Source organism: Rhodococcus sp. K11/5 (genome assembly GCF_055193735.1).
This window is the reverse complement of the sequence record NZ_CM143721.1, coordinates 3684366-3703029: the sequence shown is the minus strand read 5'-3', so window position 1 is coordinate 3703029 and position 18664 is coordinate 3684366. Positions and strand designations below refer to the sequence as shown.

1 protein-coding gene (running past one end of the window) is annotated in these 18664 nt (G+C 69.9%); it reads left to right on the top strand.

Going from position 1 to position 18664, the window contains the following annotated elements; translation table 11 throughout:
- Nucleotides 1-128: 128 nt before the first annotated feature.
- Nucleotides 129-18664, top strand: partial view of a non-ribosomal peptide synthase/polyketide synthase gene (locus ACY466_RS17175; RefSeq protein ID WP_463246874.1) — the 5' portion only. It continues 15337 nt past the right edge of the window; the window shows 18536 of its 33873 coding nt (coding positions 1-18536); it begins with the start codon at nt 129-131; its stop codon lies off the right edge, out of view.

The window sequence follows — 18664 nt, the reverse complement described above, 5'->3', positions numbered from 1 at the left end:
TTGCGATCGACAGGACGACACGAGTGTCGGTCGAGGTCGCGACCAGGTCGGGATGTCAGTCACTCCAGTTTCGCGAAGAGTGTCGGCTGTCCGGCGATAGACGACAATCTTTGAGGATGGTGCAAGACTTGAGCGCTGGGAACACAGCCGGTTCCGACCGTGTCCCGGATGGCGCGTTTCCGCTGTCGGCGGCGCAGCGGGGTATGTGGTTCGCCCAGCAGGCGCTCGGCGACGTGCCGGTGACGATCGCTCAGTACATCGAGGTCGAGGGGCAGCTCGATCTCGACAAGCTCGAGCAGGCCTCGATCTCGGCGGGCAAGGAGTTCGGCTCCGGATATCTGCGCATCCTCGAGGTCGACGGCATGCCGTTCCAGGTCGTGGACCGCGGTATCGACGATTCCATCGGGATCGTCGATTTCAGCGACGAGGACCATCCCGCGCAGGCCGCGATGGTCTGGATGCGCAACGAGTACAGCGCTCCCATCGATCTGCTGTCCTCCCGGCTGGTCGTGCTCTGGTTGCTGCGGCTGTCCGACGATCACTGGTACTGGTTCTCCCGCATTCACCACGTCGCACTCGACGGCTACGGCGCGATGGCCATGATCACCCGTATCGCCGACGTCTACTCGGCCCTCGTGGCCGGGACCGAGGTGCCGCCGACCAAGGCGGTCGACGTGCGCGCGGTCTTCGACGACGAGGTCAAGTACCGCGACTCCTCACGCTTCGACAAGGACCGCGAGTACTGGGCCGAGCGCACCGCGGACCTTCCCGCGCCCGTGTCGCTCGCCGGACGCGCCGCACCCGTCACCGCACACGCCCGCGTCGCGACGGCGGCGCTGCCGGACACTCTGGCCGAGAAGATCGACGCGGCCATCGATCGGATGCAGACGGCGCAGGCGCCGCTCATCGTCGCCGCGTTCGCCGCGTACCTCGCCCGTATGTCGGACACCGACGAGGTGGTGCTCAGCCTCCCCGTCTCCGCGCGCACCACGGCGCAACTGCGGAACTCCGGCGGTATGACCTCCAACATCGTTCCCCTGCGGCTGCGCGTGCCGCGGTCGGCGACGGTGGCCGAGCTGGTGCGTGACGCCCAGCTCGAGCTCACCGGAGCCCTGCGGCGCCAGCGCTACCGCCACGAGGACATGCGCCGCGACATCGGTGCGGGAACCGGCGAGCGAGGCCTCTTCGGCCCGTCGGTGAACATCATGATGTTCCACCCGGTGATCCATCTCGGTGAGGCCACCGGCCACCTTCACGTGCTCACCACCGGCCCCGTCGAGGACCTCGCGGTCAACATCTACGCGGGGGTCGCCGGCGCGTCGACCAACATCGACTTCGAGGGCAACCCGAACCTATACTCGAGCGAGGACCTCGAGCGTCAGCACCGTCGCTTCTTCCGGTTCTTCGAGGAGTTCGTCTCCTCCGATGCCCGGCAACCCATCGCCGCCCTTCCCCTCACCGACGACGCCGAGAGACGGTTGACGCTCGTCGACTTCAACGACACCGACGCCGCCGTGGCGGACGGGACCGTCCTCGATTTTTTTCGATCCAGGGTCGCGGCGACGCCGACGGCGACGGCTCTGGAGTTCGACGGCACCTCCATGTCGTTCGGGGAGTTCGGTGAGCGCGTCGGAGCCCTGGCCCGACACCTGATCTCGGTCGGCGTCGGCCCCGAGGTCCGAGTGGCCGTCGCGATGCGACGGTCGTTCGAGATGATGATCGGCATCTACGCGATCGCCGAGGCCGGCGGCGCGTACGTCCCTCTCGATCCCGATCACCCCGCGGCCCGCACCGAGTACGTGCTCTCCAGTGCGTCGCCGCTGTGCGTGCTGACCACCTCGAACGACGCGTTCGTCGTTCCCGACGGGGTTCCCGAGTACGCCGATCGCGTCGTGGAGATCGATCTACTGGACCTGTCCGATCACGGATACGGTCCGATCGAGCCGACCGAGCGGACCGCGACGCTGTTCCCGGACAACACCGCCTACGTCATCTACACCTCCGGCTCGACCGGTCGCCCCAAGGGCGTCGCCGTCTCGCACGCTGCCGTCACCAATCAGGTGGAGTGGGTGTTCGACACCTACAGCGAGCCCGGCCGCGACGAGGTGGTGCTGCAGAAGACCCCCATCACCTTCGACGTCTCGGTGTGGGAACTCTTCGCCCCCGCCGCCGGCGCGATGCTGGTGATCGCCCGCCCGGACGGACATCGGGACCCGGGGTATCTGGCCGACGTCATCGAGCGGCACGGTGTCACGGCGACGTCGTTCGTCCCGTCGATGCTGACCCTGTTCGTGGACAGCGTCGAGGCGGGTCGCTGCTCGTCGCTGCGGGCCGTGCTCGTGGCCGGCGAGGCCTTCGCGCCGCGATTGGTGGAGAAGTGGCGCCGCTTCGGCGATGCCGCCGCCATCCACAACCTGTACGGCCCGACCGAGTTCACGGTGCACGCGACCGCCGCAGCGGTGCACGACGTCCCGCGTATCTCGGTGCCCATCGGCGCGCCGGTGCGCAACGCCCGCGCCTACGTTCTGGACCACACCCTGTCGCCGCGGCCGATCGGCGCGGCGGGGGAGCTGTACCTGGCGGGGCGCCAGTTGGCCCGCGGGTACGCCGACCGCCCCGACCTCACCGCCGATCGCTTCGTGGCGGATCCGTTCTCCGAGACCGGTGAGCGCATGTACCGCACCGGCGACCTGGTGCGCTGGAACCCGGACGGCCAGCTGGATTACCTGGGGCGCACCGACTTCCAGGTCAAGGTGCGCGGTCAGCGCATCGAGCTCGGCGAGATCGAGGCGACGTTGCTCGCGAGCGACACGGTGCGGGAATCCGTCGTCGTGGTGCACCAGAGCGACCTCGGTCAGCGACTCGTGGCGTACCTGGTTCCCGAGGACGGTCGGCACATCGACACCGCGGCGCTGACCGAACGTGTCGCGGGCATGCTGCCCGCCTACATGGTTCCCGATGCGGTCATGGTCGTCGGATCGATGCCGCTGAACTCCAGCGGCAAGCTCGATCGCCGCCAGTTGCCGTCGCCGGTCTTCCGTTCCACGGCAGCGGAATTCCGCGCACCCTCCACGCCGATGGAACAGCGCGTCGCGGCCCTGTTCGCCGACGTTCTCGGTGTCGGATCGGTCGGCGCGGACGATTCGTTCTTCGCCCTCGGCGGCGACAGCATCATGTCGATCCAGCTGGTGTCGCGCGCGAAGGCGGCCGGGCTGCAGATCTCCTCCCGCGACGTGTTCGAGGCGAAGACCGTCGCCCGGCTGGCCGAGACGGTCTCCGAGGAGAGCGCGGTCGCGGTGCTCCACGAACTGCCCGGCGGCGGCGTCGGTTCGATGCCGCTCACCCCGGTCATCGCCTGGATGACCGAGGACGAGGCTCTCACCGCGGCGTTCGCGCAGTCGATCGTCGTGGATCTGCCTCCGGCGCTGGACCGATCGGGAGAGGACGAGGCGAAGGTCGTCCGCACCCTGTCGGCCGTGGTCGATCACCACGACGCACTGCGGTCGGTGCTCGCGCGCGACGAGGACGGTCGGTGGATGCTGTCGACCACCGCGCCCGGCTCCGTGGACGTGGCCTCGATGCTCACCCATCGCGCGCTGGACGCCGCCGCGGGCACACCGGAACACGATGCGGCCCTCGCCGAGATCTCGGACGAGGCACTGGCGACCCTGGATCCGTCTCGGGGGCGCAATGCCGCCTTCGTGTGGCTCGAGGGATCCGACCGCGATTCGATGCTGATCGTCCTGCACCACCTGGTGGTGGACGGCGTCTCCTGGCGCATCATCCTTCCCGATCTGGCGACGGCCTGGGCGCAGCGCACCACCGAGCAGTCCGTGGTGCTGCAGAAGACCGGGACGTCGTTCCGACGGTGGGCACACGCTCTCGGCGACGTGTCCCGCTCGCCCGCGGTGATCGACCGTGAGGACTACTGGCGCGCAGCCGCGCCGACCGGCGCTCCGTCCGTGATCGGTTCGCGTGCACTCGATCCCGGCCGCGACACGGTGGAGACGCTGGACAGCGTGGAGGTCTCCGAGACCTACCCGGTCACCTACGCGATGCTCACCACGGTTCCCACCACGTTCCGCGGCGGCGTCAACGACGGGTTGCTGACGGCGCTCGCGCTGGCGGTGGCCAAGTGGGAGCGCCGCCGCGGTGTCGACGGCCGATCCATCGCCGTGAACCTCGAGGGCCACGGCCGCGAAGAGGACCTGGTCCCCGGCGCCGACCTCTCCCGGACCGTCGGGTGGTTCACGTCGATGTACCCGGTGCGCCTCGACGTCACCGACATCGATCTCGACGACGCTCTCGGTGGGGGCGGCGCCGCCGGTACCGCGGTCAAGGCCGTCAAGGAGCAGCTCTCCGAGGTGCCGAACCACGGTGTCGGGTACGGACTGCTGCGCTACGTCAACCCCGACACGGCCGCACGGCTGGCCGACGGGACCGCGCCGGAGATCAGCTTCAACTACCTGGGCCGTGTCGGTACCTCCGACGTACCCGAGGAGATCCGCCGCGACGGCTGGTTCCCGGACCCCGAGCACGCGTCGTTGAAGGGTCTGCGGGGCAAGCAGGTTCCCGTCCGGTTCGTGCTCGACATCAACGCGATGGTGGTCGACACCGATCGCGGACCGTCGTTGCGCACCACCTTCGACTTCCCGGCCGGCGTCCTCGACCGGCACGACGTCGAGGACCTCGCCGCGCTGTGGTCCGAGGCGCTCGCCGCGCTGAGCACGCATTCGGCCGCCCCCGACGCCGGTGGCCTCACGCCGTCCGACGTGGATCTGGTGTCGGTCGATCAGGGGTTCATCGAGTCCCTGGAGTCGACCTACACCGGCCTGCAGGACATCTGGCCGCTGTCGCCACTGCAGAGCGGATTCCTCTTCCACTCGGCGTTGGCCGGTGACGCACTCGACGTGTACGCGTCGCAGATCGTGCTCGAACTCGGCGGCCGGGTGGACGGCGATCGGTTGCGTGCCGCCGCCGATGCGCTCGTGGCCCGCCACCCCAGCCTGCGCGCGGGATTCGTCATCGACGACGCCGGAACCGCCGTGCAGGTGGTCGTGGACCGTGCGAACGTGCCGTGGTCCGAGGTGGACGCCACCGACGACGGCCGGCTCACGGGCGAGGACGTCGATCGCCGCGCCGGCGAGGTCGCCGCGACCGATCGGGCCGCGCGCTTCGACATGACCGCTCCACCCTTGCTGCGGTTCCTGCTGGTGCGCACGGGCTTCGACCGGTATCGCTTCGTGATGACCAACCATCACATCCTGCTGGACGGCTGGTCGCTCCCCATCGTGGTGCAGGATCTGCTCACGCTCTACATCAACGGCGCGGATCGCACCGCCCTGCCGCGCGTGCGCCCGTACCGCGACTACCTGTCCTGGCTGGCGGCGCAGGATGCTCGCGAGTCCCTCGCCGCATGGGCGGCCGCGCTGTCCGGGGTGGACGAGCCGACTCTCGTCGCGCCCAACGCCGTCGCCGACGGCGCTTCCGTCGCACCGGCCACCTACGACGTGACGGTGCCGGAACAGGTCTCCGCCCGGCTCGACGAGTTCACCCGCGCGCACGGCGTCACGCTCAACACCGTTCTGCAGGCGAGCTGGGGAATCGTGTTGGCCCGCATCACCGGTCGTGACGACGTGGTGTTCGGCACCACGGTGTCCGGGCGGCCGCCGCAGGTGCCGGGCATCGAGACCATGCTCGGCCTGCTCATCAACACGCTTCCCGTGCGGGTCCGCGTCGAGCGCAGCGACACGGTCGCGACGCTGCTCGAGCGCATCCAGCGCGAGCAGACGTCGTTGCTCGATCACCATTACGTGGGTCTGACGGAGATCCAGGCCGAACTGGGCGTCGGGCCGTTGTTCGACACGCTCATGGTCTACGAGTCCTACCCGCTCGATCGCGAAGCTCTCACGCGGGAAGCCGATTTCGACGGTCTCCAGGTGCTGGGAGTCGAGTCGAACGACGCGACGCACTACCCGCTCACCGTGGTCGCCCTGGCCGATCCGCATCTGCGGCTGGCCGCGAAGTACCTGCCGTCGATGATCGGACCGGATCGCGTTCGGACCGTGCTCGACGGCGTGTTGGACGTGCTCGCCGCACTCGTCGCCGACGGCGCCGCTCGGGTCGACGACATCGACCTGATCTCCGCGGCCGACGCGGAACGTCTGACGAGCGTCACCGGCGCACCCGCGTTGGAGCCGCGTCTGCTGGGCGACATCCTGAGCGACAGCGTGCACCGCGATCCGTCCGCCACGGCGGTGGAGACCGTCGACGGATCCATCACCTACGCCGATCTCGACGCCCGGTCGAACGCCCTCGCGCGCGAGCTGATCGCTCGCGGCGCCGCGCCGGAGACCGTGGTGGCGCTGGCTCTTCCGCGATCGGTCGAGTACGTCGTCGCGCTCTGGGCCGTCGTGAAATCGGGCGCGGCATTCCTGCCCGTCGATCCGCGGTACCCGTCCGACCGCATCCGCCACATGCTCGTGGACTCCGGCGCGATTCTCGGGCTCTCCGCGGCGTCGACCCACGCCGTCGTCGGACCCGAGGGTCTGCCCGGGGACGTCGAATGGCTCGACGTGGACGCGGCGGTCGTCTCCGGCCGTGGCACCGGCCCGGTGGTCGCCGGCGAACGACTCGCGCAGCCGCGGGCGGACTCGCTCGCGTACATGATCTACACCTCGGGTACCACGGGTAAGCCGAAGGGCGTGTCCGCAATTCACCGCGGCCTGGCCAACTTCACGAGCTACGTCACGGAGTCCTTCGAGGTGGACCACACCTCGCGAGTGGTGGCGTTCGCCTCGCCGAGCTTCGACGCATCCGTCCTGGAGTTGATGCTGACGTTCGGTGCCTCGGCCACCATGGTCGTCGTCCCGTCGGACGTGTACGGCGGTGACGAGTTGAGCCGGTTCCTGGCCGAGCGCGGTGCGACCCACGGTTTCGTCACCCCGTCGGCGTTGGTCACGGTCGACCCGTCGACCGTTCCGGCGTTCGACCACATCGTGGTGGGCGGCGAGGCGGTTCCGGCGGATGTGGTGCAGCGCTGGGCGACCGGGCGCAGGCTCTACAACGGCTACGGCCCCACCGAGACCACCATCCTGTCCAACTCCACGGAGCTGCACGCGGACCGTCCCGTCACCATCGGCCCGCCGATTCGTGGGATGCGCGCGTTGGTGCTGGACGGACGGCTGCGTCCGGCGGCCGTCGGAGTACCCGGCGATCTGTACCTCGCCGGCCCGTCCGTCACCCGCGGTTACCACGATCGGGCGGCTCTGACGGCGGAGCGATTCGTCGCCGCGCCGTCCGGCGGCCGGATGTACCGCACGGGCGACGTCGCCCGCTGGGTCCACGACGCCGACGGTGATCTGACCGTGGAGTACTTGGGACGCAGCGACTTCCAGGTGAAGATTCGTGGCTTCCGCGTCGAACTCGGCGAGATCGACGCCGCTCTGACGACCCACGACGATGTCGACTTCGCGGCCACCCTCGGCGTGACGATGGCCTCCGGAGTCACCGCCCTCGTGTCCTACGTACGGCCGCGGTCCGGCGCGACGATCGACGTGGCGTCGCTGCGCTCGCACGTGGGAGCCGCGCTTCCCAGCCACATGGTGCCCGCCGCGGTGGTCGAACTCGAGACCATCCCGCTCACCTCCGCCGGCAAGCTCGATCGCCGGGCGCTGCCCGAACCCGATTTCGGAGCGGCCGCCGAGTCGGCGCCCGCGCGCACCGATACCGAGCGCGCGCTGGTCGAGGTCTTCGCCGAGGTCCTCGGCGTTCCGTCGCTCGGCATCACGGAGTCGTTCTTCGACGTCGGCGGCAACTCGCTGCTCGCCACCAAGGTGGTCGCGCGGATCAACGGTCTGGGCCTCGGCGGTCGCGTCGGAGTGCGCGACGTCTTCGAATCGCCCACCGTGGAATCGCTGGCCGCCGTGGTCGATTCGTCGACCACCGACACCTCGATGCCCGACACACCGGAGCTGGTGGCCGGCCCGCGCCCGGATCGCGTCCCGCTCTCGCTCGCGCAGCAGTCGATGTGGCTCATCAACAAGTTCGACACCTCGTCCGCGGCCTACAACATCGTGCTGCCCGTGCAGCTCACCGGTGCGCTCGACGTCGATGCGCTCACCGCGGCGATCGGTGACGTGGTGGAGCGGCACGAGGTGCTGCGCACGCGCTACCCGGACACCGAGGACGGTCCCGTCCAGGTGATCCTGGGTGCGGACGCGGTGCCCCTGTCGCTGACGCCGGTCGACGTGGACTCTGCGGACCTGGCCCGCGAGAAGGTGATCGAGTTCGTCTCCGACGGGTTCGACGTGTCCATCGCTCCGCCCGTGCGGGCACGGCTGTTCCGGGTGGCCCCCGACCGCCACATCCTGGTGGTCGTGGTCCATCACATCGCCGCCGACGGTGCATCCATGGCCGCGCTCGCGCGAGACATGATGGTGGCCTACGGCTCTCGCGCCGCAGGCACGGCGCCGGCGTGGGCGCCCCTCGCCGTGCAGTACGCGGACGTGGCCCTGTGGCAGCGGCGCGTCCTCGGTGACCCCGGCGACGAGGACTCGGTCTCCGGGCGGCAACTGGCGCACTGGCGCTCGGTGCTCGCGGGTGCCCCGGAGGTGCTCGAGCTGCCTCTCGATCGTCCGCGTCCGGCCCGCCGCACCGTCGAGGGCGCCATCGTGCCGCTGTCGATTCCGGCCGACGTGGTGGACGGACTCGAGGCCCTGGCCCGGGAGCGGCGAGGTTCGCTGTTCATGGTGGTGCATGCCGCGCTGTCGGTACTGCTGTCCAGAATCACCGGCACGCAGGACATCTCGATCGGAACACCGGTCGCCGGTCGTGGACTCGAGTCGCTCGACGATCTGGTCGGCATGTTCGTCAACACCGTCGTGCTGCGGACGGACGTCGATCCGTCGGCGCCGTTCGACGTCCTCCTCGAGCAGGTACGCGAGAAGGATCTCGACGCGTTCGCCCACGCGGACATTCCGTTCGAATCGCTGGTGCGTGAGCTCTCGGTGCCACGCTCGACGTCCTACTCGCCTCTCTTCCAGGTGATGCTGGCGTTCCAGAACAACGCCCCGGTGTCCTTCGAACTGCCGGACCTCACGATCGACGTGCTCGGCGACCTCGCGGACGGGGCCAAGTTCGATCTCCTCGTCGCCGTCGAGCCGACGCCCACCGACGACGGCCGGTTCTCGCTCGAAGGGCGGATCACGTACGCGTCCGCGTTGTTCGACGAGGACACCGTGACGCGTTTCGCGGCATGGTTCCAGCGCATTCTCGCCGCAGTGTCGTCCGAACCGCAGTCGGTGTCGGGGGACATCGACCTCGACGGTGCGGACGACGATCAGGAAAGGTCCTCCGTGTCGCCTGCTCTACCCCCTCGCCGGATGACGGTGCGCGAACTTCCCGCGCTCCTCGCCGCAGCCGCCGACGTCGCCCCGGATCGGGTCGCCGCGTCGTTCGACGGCATGGAGGTGACGTACGCGCAGTTCCACGAGCGGCTGCAGATGCTCTCGGGTCCGATGTCCGCCCGCGGGATGGGCCCGGACGCGATCGCGTCGGTGGTGCTCACCGGTCTGCTGCCGACGCTCATGGCGGCGCCGCCGAACGCGGACGGCACGGATGCCTTCGGCGCGGTGCTCGACCAGGTCGTCGCCGACGCCCACGCGCTGGTCGGTGACATCGAGATCCCGGAACCGGCTTCCGCCGCACCGGAACCGGCGGAGATCGCGGTGACCGAGCCGGCCCGTGAGCCGAGCCCCATCGCTCGGTGGTCGCAGTGGGTCGAGCGCGATTCCGCCGCCCCCGCCGTGGTGTTCGGCGACGACACCGTCTCCCGCGGCGACCTCGACGAGCGCGCGGATCTCCTCGCGCACGCCCTCGCCGACCACGGCGCCGGCCTCGACACCGTGGTCGCGCTGCTGCTGCCGCGGTCGGTGGACTGGATCGTCGGCATGCTCGCGTGCTGGAAGGTCGGCGCCGCCTATCTGCCGCTCGATCCGTCGGGCCCCGTCGATCGCGCCGCCGCGGTGCTCGCGGACGTCGCGGCGGTCGCGATGGTCGTCCCGTCCGACCTGTCCGAGTCCGACCTGTCCACGTCCGACCGAGAGGCTGTCGCCGACGCGTACGGCGTTGCGACCGTTCCGGTCTCGGCCGACGGCCGGTCCGGCGACGCCCGCCCGGATCCGTGGTCGACCGCATCGTCGGACTCGGCGCTGGCCTACGTCATCACCACGTCCGGATCGACCGGACGACCCAAGCCGACCCTCGTGCCGATGGCCGGGGTGCGGAACACCTACGCCTGGTATCGCGACGCGCTGGATCTCCGGGAGGGATCGACGGCGCTCGTCGTGTCGTCCCCGCGCTTCGACCTGACCCAGAAGAACGTGTGGACCCCGCTGATCAACGGCGGTGTGGTGCACCTGGTGTCCGAGGGATTCGATCCGGCCGAGATCCTGGCCGCGGTGTCCGCGTCGCGGATCGACGCGATCAACATGGCGCCCAGCGCGTTCGAGGCCGTCGCCGAGCTCGACACCGACGGTGTCCTCGCGACCGTCGGCGCCGTCATCCTGGGCGGCGAGCCCATCCGCCCCGCGGTCTACCGGTCGCTGGTGGGAACCGATGTGCGACTGCTGAACTCGTACGGTCCCACCGAGGCGTCCGACGTCACCTCGTCCTTCGAGATGGATACCGCGGCCGCGGTCGACGCGTCGCAGGTGCCCATCGGTACCGCCATCGACGGCGTCGAGTACCACGTGCTGGACGCTCGACTGCGCCGCGTTCCGCGCGGCGTCACCGGGGAGCTCTACATCGGCGGCGTGGCCGTCGGTCGTGGCTACGGCGGCATGAGCGAGCAGACGGTGACTCGGTTCGTGGCCACCGCCGACGGGCAGAGGCTCTACCGCACCGGCGACCTGGTCCGCGTACGCAGCGACGGCAACCTGCTGTTCGTCGGCCGAGCCGACTTCCAGGTCAAGATTCGCGGGCTCCGCGTCGAACTGGGTGAGATCGAATCGGCGCTCGCGGCCCATGCGGACGTGGCGCAGGCGGTCGTGGTGCTGCAGAGCGACGACGGTGTCGATCACCTCGTCGCGCACCTGGTGCCGTCCGCCGGGCGGACCGTCGACGTCGCAGCCGTACTCACCGACGCTCGGAGTGCCCTGCCGGACTACATGATCCCGGTGGCCGCGAACGTCCTCGAGACTCTGCCGCTCAACGCCAGCGGCAAGCTCGACCGGAAGGCCCTGCCGTCGGTCACCGTCGGTGCGGGTTCGCCCACCGGCGAGTTCGTCGCACCCGCCACCCCGACCGAGGAGATCATCGCGGGCGTGTTCGCCGAGGTGTTGAGGGTGCCACGCGTGAGCGTGGAGGACTCCTTCTTCGAGCTCGGTGGTGACTCGCTCGTCGCGACCCGCGTGGTCGCGCGCCTGTCCGGTGCGCTCGGGGTCGACATCACGATGCCGGACATCTTCGAGGCACCGACCGTGCGCATGCTCGCCGAGGTCGCGGCGTCGGCGACGAATGCGGCTCCGCGCCCGCCGTTGGTGCCGGTCGACCGTGCGGCCGGTCCGCTGCCGCTCTCGCTCGCGCAGCAGCGCATGTGGATCATCAACCGCTTCGATCCGGACTCGGTGGGCTACAACATCCCGCTGACCCTGAACATGACGGGCGAGGTGGACGTCGACGCCCTCCGCGCCGCGCTGCGGGACGTCGTCGAACGCCAGGAAGCGCTACGAACGGTGTTCCCGGACAACGGAAGCGGACCCGAGCAGCACATCCTGCCGATGGCGGACGTGGAGTTCGACGTGGATGTCGTCGAGGCCTCGGGAGACTCGGCCGCGTCGGCCGTCGTGGCGTTCGCGTCCACTCCGTTCGACGTCACCACCGAGGTGCCGGCTCGCGCCCGCATCGTCACCACCGGCGAGAATCAGTACCTCCTGGTCTTCGTGGCGCACCACATCGCCACCGACGGAGCGTCGCTGTTGCCGCTGGTCACGGACTTGGTGCAGGCGTACACGGCACGGGTCTCGGGATCGGAGCCCTCCTTCGCGCCGCTCGAGATCGCCTACGTCGACTACGCGCAGTGGCAGCGCGACCTGCTCGGCTCGCCGGACGATTCCGAGTCGCTGTGGTCCGAGCAGTCCACCTACTGGCGGACCGCACTGGCCGGGGTGCCCGAGGTGGGGGAGTTGCCGCTGGACCGCCCGCGCACCGATACCCGCACCGGCGTCGGCGCCGCGCTGCACTTCGACCTCGACGCCGAGCGACACCGCGATGTCGCCGCTCTCGCGCGCCGCTATGGGGTTTCGCGCTTCATGGTGATGCACGCCGCGGTCGCGGTGCTGCTCGCCCGGCTCGGCGGAGGCGACGACATCGTCGTCGGTACCCCGGTCGCCGGACGCGGTCGGCCCGAGCTCGAGCCGCTGGTCGGCATGTTCGTCAACACCCTCGCGCTGCGTACGCCGATCCGGCCGGACGCCACGCTGTCCGAGGTCCTGGCCGACGTGCGCGCGGCCGACCTGGCGGCGTTCGCGCACAGCGAGATTCCGTTCGAATCACTCGTCGAGCAGTTGCAGCCGACGCGCACCACCGCGCACTCGCCGCTGTTCCAGACCATCGTGTCCTATCACTCGGATGCGCAGCCCACCATCGCGCTGCCCGGTCTCGAGGTGACCCCGGGCGCCGTGGACGTGGAGTTCGCGAAGTTCGATCTGGCTTTCGAGTTCTCGGAGAGGCTCGACGACGAGGGAAGCCCCGCCGGCATCGGCGGCTACCTCGGCTTCGCCACCGACATCTTCGACACCGCCACGGTCGAGACGTTCCGAGACCGGTTGCTGCGCATCGTCGACGCCGTGCTCGCCGCGGAACCCGACGACGCGGTCGGTGACTTCGACGTCCTCGACGCCGACGAGGTGCAGAACCTGTCCCCGGTGCACGGCAGCGCCGTGCACGATCCCGCGGTCGCCGAGACCACGCTGATCGACCTGCTGACCGACGCCGTTGCCCGCAACCCGGACGGCATCGCCGTGCGATCCGCGGACGGTGAGGTCACCTACGCCGAGCTCGACGCACGATCGAACCGCATCGCCCGAGTGCTGATCGAGCGCGGGGTGGGCCCGGAAGTGCGGGTGGCCGTGGCCATTCGACGCTCCTACGAGTCCGTGCTGGCGGAGTGGGCCGTCATCAAGACGGGCGGCGCGTTCGTCCCCGTCGACCCCAATCACCCGGCCGACCGCATCGAGCACATGATGGTCGACTCCGAGGCGATCCTCGGACTCACCACCGCCGATCGAGTGGCGACGTTGCCCGAGCTCGCGGACTCCGAGTGGTTCGTCCTGGGCTCCGGTCCGCAGGGGGCCGTCGGCGATCCGTTCGAGGTCCGCAGCGCATCGGACGCTCCGATCACCGACGCCGAGCGTCTCGGCGCAGTGCGGATGGCGAACAACGCCTACGTCATCTACACGTCCGGGACCACCGGTCTGCCCAAGGGTGTCAGCGTCACCCACACCGGGCTCGCGAATCTCGCCGTCTTTCAACGTGAGCGGTACTCCGTGACCCCGCAGTCGCGGGTGCTGCACGTCGCCTCGCCCAGCTTCGACGCGTCGATCCTCGAACTGTTGCTGATGCTCGGGGCGGGTGCGAGCCTGGCCGTGGTGCCGGCGGACGTCTACGGCGGCGACGAGCTGCGTACCTTCCTCGTCGAGCACGCCGTGACGCACGGCTTCATCACCCCCACCGCGTTGTCGTCCGTCGACCCCGCGGGTGTCGACGCGTTCGCCCACGTCGTGGTGGGCGGCGAGGCCGTTCCGCGCGACATCGTCTCCGCGTGGGCGCCGGGCCGCAACCTCTACAACGGTTACGGTCCGACCGAGACCACGGTCATCTCCAACGTCGCCGATCTGCGGGTCGGCGAACCCATCACCATCGGACCGCCCATCGACGGTGTGTCCGCGGTGGTGCTCGACGCCCGGTTGCGTCCGGTGCCCGTCGGGGTGGCCGGCGACATGTATCTGATCGGACCGGGTGTCACCCGCGGCTATCACGCGCGCCGCGGACTGTCGGCGACGCGGTTCGTCGCCGATCCCACCGCGGTCGGCTCCCGGATGTACCGCACGGGCGACGTCGTGCGCTGGACTCCGCGCGGCGGACGGTTGCACGCGTCCTATGTGGGACGGTCGGACAGTCAGGTCAAGATCCGCGGTCTGCGCATCGAACTGGGTGAGATCGACAGCGTCCTGACGCGCCACGAGGACGTCGCCTATGCGGCCACCGTCGGCCGCACCGCGCCGTCGGGGGACACCGTGCTGGTGGCCTACGTCAAACTCGCCGCCGACGCGACGGTGGAGCCGCGCGCTCTCGCCGAGCACGCCGCGTCGTTCCTGCCGTCGTACATGGTGCCGTCGTCGATCATGGTCATCGACGAGGTTCCGCTCACGCCGGTCGGCAAGCTGGACACGCGCGCTCTGCCGGAGCCCGAGTACTTCTCGCACGCCGCGAGCACTCGCGCACCCGCCGGGGCGAACGAGTACACCGTCGCCGCGGTGTTCGCCGAGATCCTCGGCGTCGAGAACGTGGGGGGCGACGATTCCTTCTTCGACCTCGGCGGCAACTCGCTCGGTGCCACCCGTGTCGTCGCCCGCCTGAACGCCGCGTTCGGCGCCCGCATCGGGGTGCGCGAGATCTTCGAGCACCCGACGGTCGCCGGGATCGCTCGCCGGCTGGCCCTGGCCGGCGGCGTGGGCGCGCGCCCGCCTCTGGTCGCCGGCCCACGCCCGGAACCGATTCCGCTCTCGCTGGCTCAGCAGCGGATGTGGTTCGTGAACCGGCTCGACCCGGAGTCGGCCGTCTACAACATCCCGTTGGGTCTGCGCCTGACCGGAGACCTGGATCTCGATGCGTTGCGCGCGGCGCTGGCCGACGTGCTCGGACGCCACGAGTCCCTGCGCACCCTCTACCCGGATTCCGTCGACGGGCCGTCCCAGGTGATCCTGTCCGCGTCCGAGGTCCCGGTGCAGATCGCGGCGACCGACGTCGCGGACGACACCGAGCTGCACGAGCGCGTTCTCGCCACGGCCTCGGCCGGTTTCGACGTCACCGCTGCGCCGCCGATCCGCGTCGAGCTGTTCCGCATCGCGGGTGGCGACCGGTACGTCCTGCTGCTCGTGGTGCATCACATCTCCGCCGACGGGTCCTCGATGGCCCCGCTGGCCACGGACCTCATGGGTGCCTACGCCGCTCGGGTCGAGGGGAACGTGCCGGGATGGGATCCGCTTCCGGTGCAGTACGCGGACTTCGCCGTGTGGCAGCGCTCTGTGCTCGGGGTGGAGGAAGACCCCGAGTCCGTGACCGCGGTACAGGCCTCCTACTGGAAGTCGACGCTGCAGGGTCTGCCGGAACTGCTGGAGTTCCCGGTGGACCGGCCGCGTCCGGCGCACCGCTCCATCGAGGGCGGTGCCGTCGAGATCACCGTCCCGGCAGACGTACAGGCCGCGCTGACCGAACTCGCGCGTACCACGGACACCACGGTGTTCATGGTGGTGCACGGCGCATTCGCCGTGCTGCTGTCGCGGCTCAGCGGATCCGACGACATCGCCGTCGCGACGCCGACGGCGGGGCGCGGCGAGGAGGCGCTCGACGGTCTCGTCGGCATGTTCGTCAACACGCTCGCGCTGCGGACCCGGGTCGACGCCGACGCGACCTTCGACGAGGTCCTCGCGGTGACGAAGGAGACCGACCTCGGCGCGTTCGGTCATGCCGATCTGCCGTTCGAGCGGGTCGTCGAGGTGTTGGCCCCGGTTCGGTCGAAGTCGTTCTCGCCGCTCGTGCAGGTGATGCTGACGTTCCAGAACATCGACTACCCGACGGTCGAACTTCCCGGCCTGACGGTGTCCGCCGTCGACGGCGGGCTCCGGGACGCCAAGTTCGATCTGGGCGTCGCGCTGCACGAGGAGTTCGACGACACCGGTGCCCCCGCGGGTATCACCGCGCTGTTCACGTATGCGACGGACATTCTCGACGAGGATTCCGTGGCGATCATGGCCGAGCGATTCCAGACGGTGCTTCGCGCGGTGTCCGAGGACAGCGCCGTCGTCGTCGGTGACATCGACATCCTGACGGACGCCGAGAAGGGCACGCTCGCCCCGACCGCCGCGCCGGCGCCCGAGTTGGGCTCGGCCCTGGCCGAGCTCGAGGGGAAGTCGCTCGCCGAACTGCTCGAGACCGCCGCGCGCATCGATCCGGACGGGACCGCGCTGTCCCACAACGGAACCGACGTGACCTACGGTGCGCTGCAGCAGAAGTCGTCCGAGCTCGCGATCACCCTGGCCGCAGTCGGCGTCGGACCCGAGGCCGCCGTGACGGTTGCGCTGTCGACCCTGCTGCCGGGTCTCCTCGACGGGGACGCGGCGAACGGTTTCGCCGAGCGGTTCTCGACCATGCTGGCGTCCGCGATCGCCCACGCGGATGCGGACACCTCGCCGGTCGCGTCGGCCTCGACGCTCGCGTCGATGTTCCGCGACCAGGTCGAGCGCACCCCGGATGCGCCCGCCCTCACGTTCGCGGACGTCACCCTGACCTACCGAGAGTTCGCCGACCGCGCGTTCGCGCTCGCCCGCGAACTCGTGCACCGTGGCGTGGGACCGGACGTCCATGTGGCTCTGGCGATGCCGCGATCGGTCGATCTGCTCGTCGGCATGTATGCCGTCGTCGCGGCCGGTGGCGCCTACGTGCCGCTCGACCTCGAGCACCCCGCGGAACGCATCGCATACGTGCTCGGCAGTGCGCGGCCGGCGATGGTGCTGACCACGCGGGCCTCCGGCTTCGCCGCCGGTGATTCGTCGATTCCGTTGCTGCAGATCGATTCGATCGATCTCGCCGAGCGGGCCACGTCGCCGTTGACGGACGACGACCGCATCGCCCCGTTGCGTCCGGACCACACCGCGTACGTCATCTACACCTCCGGCTCGACCGGGCGCCCCAAGGGTGTCGCCGTCTCGCACCGCTCGATCGTCAACCGCATCGTGTGGATGCAGGACGAGTACCGCCTGACGTCGGCCGACGTGGTGCTGCAGAAGACTCCCGCGACCTTCGACGTCTCCGTCTGGGAGTTCTTCTGGGCCCACCAGATCGGGGCTCGACTGGTGGTCGCCGCTCCCGACGGGCACCGCGATCCGGCCTACCTGGCGCGCGTGATCGAGGCGGAGGGCGTCACCACTCTGCACTTCGTGCCGTCCATGTTGTCGGTGTTCGTCGCCGCCGCACCGGCCAGTGCGCTGACGACACTGCGTCTGGTGTTCGCGAGTGGCGAGGCACTGCCGCCCGCCACGGCCGCGCGGTTGACCGAGTTGACCGACGCCGGTCTGCACAACCTCTACGGACCGACAGAGGCCGCGGTGGACGTGACCTATCACCGGTACACGGCGGACGACGTGGACTCGGTTCCCATCGGTCGACCCGTGGCGAATACCGGTGTGCGCGTGCTGGATCAGCGGCTTCGTCCGGTTCCGCCGAACGTGGCGGGCGAGCTGTACCTGACCGGTGTGCAGTTGGCCAGAGGTTATGTGGGTCGCCCCGACCTGACCGCCGACCGCTTCGTCGCCGATCCCGGCGTCGCGGGCGAGCGGATGTATCGCACGGGTGACCTCGTGCGCCGTCGTGCCGACGGGGAGCTCGACTACATCGGCCGCACCGACTTCCAGGTCAAGTTGCGCGGACTGCGGATCGAGCTGCCCGAGATCGAGACGGCCCTGACGGACCTGCCCGAGGTCGCCGAGGCCGTGGCCCTGGTGGTCGACGCGGCCGGGGATCAGCACCTGGTGGCCTACGTGGTGCCGAGTGCGGGATCGACGCCGGAACCGGTGGATCTCACCGAGCGGGCGTCGAATCGGTTGCCGGAGTACATGGTTCCGGATGTGGTTCTGGTCCTCGACGCTCTTCCGCTGACGTCGAACGGCAAGCTCGATCGCACCTCGCTGCCGCGCCCGGAGTTCGGAGCCGGTGCGGCGGAGTACGTCGCCCCGCGAACGGATGCCGAGCGGGGTGTCGCCGCGGTGTTCGCGGACATCGTCGGTGCCGAGCGAATCGGCGCACAGGACTCCTTCTTCGCCCTGGGCGGCACGTCGCTGGGCGCGACGAGGGTCGCGGCGCGCCTGCAGGCGACCTTCGGGGTCGAGGTGACGGTGCGTGAGGTGTTCGATCACCCGACGGTCGAGGAGATCGCCCACCTGATCTCCGGCCGGGACGGTGGGGCTCCTCCGCGTTCGCCACTCGTCCCGCAGGACCGCCCGACGCGAATTCCGCTGTCGCTGGCGCAGTCCCGCATGTGGTTCATCAACCAGTTCGACACCGAGTCGCCGGCGTACAACCTGCCGCTGGCGGTCCGCCTCACCGGCGATCTCGACGCGGACGCGATGGCCGCCGCTCTGGTCGACGTCGTCGAGCGCCACGAGTCGCTTCGCACGGTGTTCCCCGACTCCGAGGACGGACCGAGCCAGGTCGTTCTGCCCGCCGCCGAGGTCGCCCCCACTCTCGAGGTCGAGGATGTCGCCGACGAAAGCTCGCTGATCGCACGGGTCCGCGACCTCGCGCTCACCGGGTTCGACGTGACCACCTCGGTTCCGTTGCGGGTGGCCCTGTTCCGGCTCCCGGGTGACGCACCGGAGCACATCCT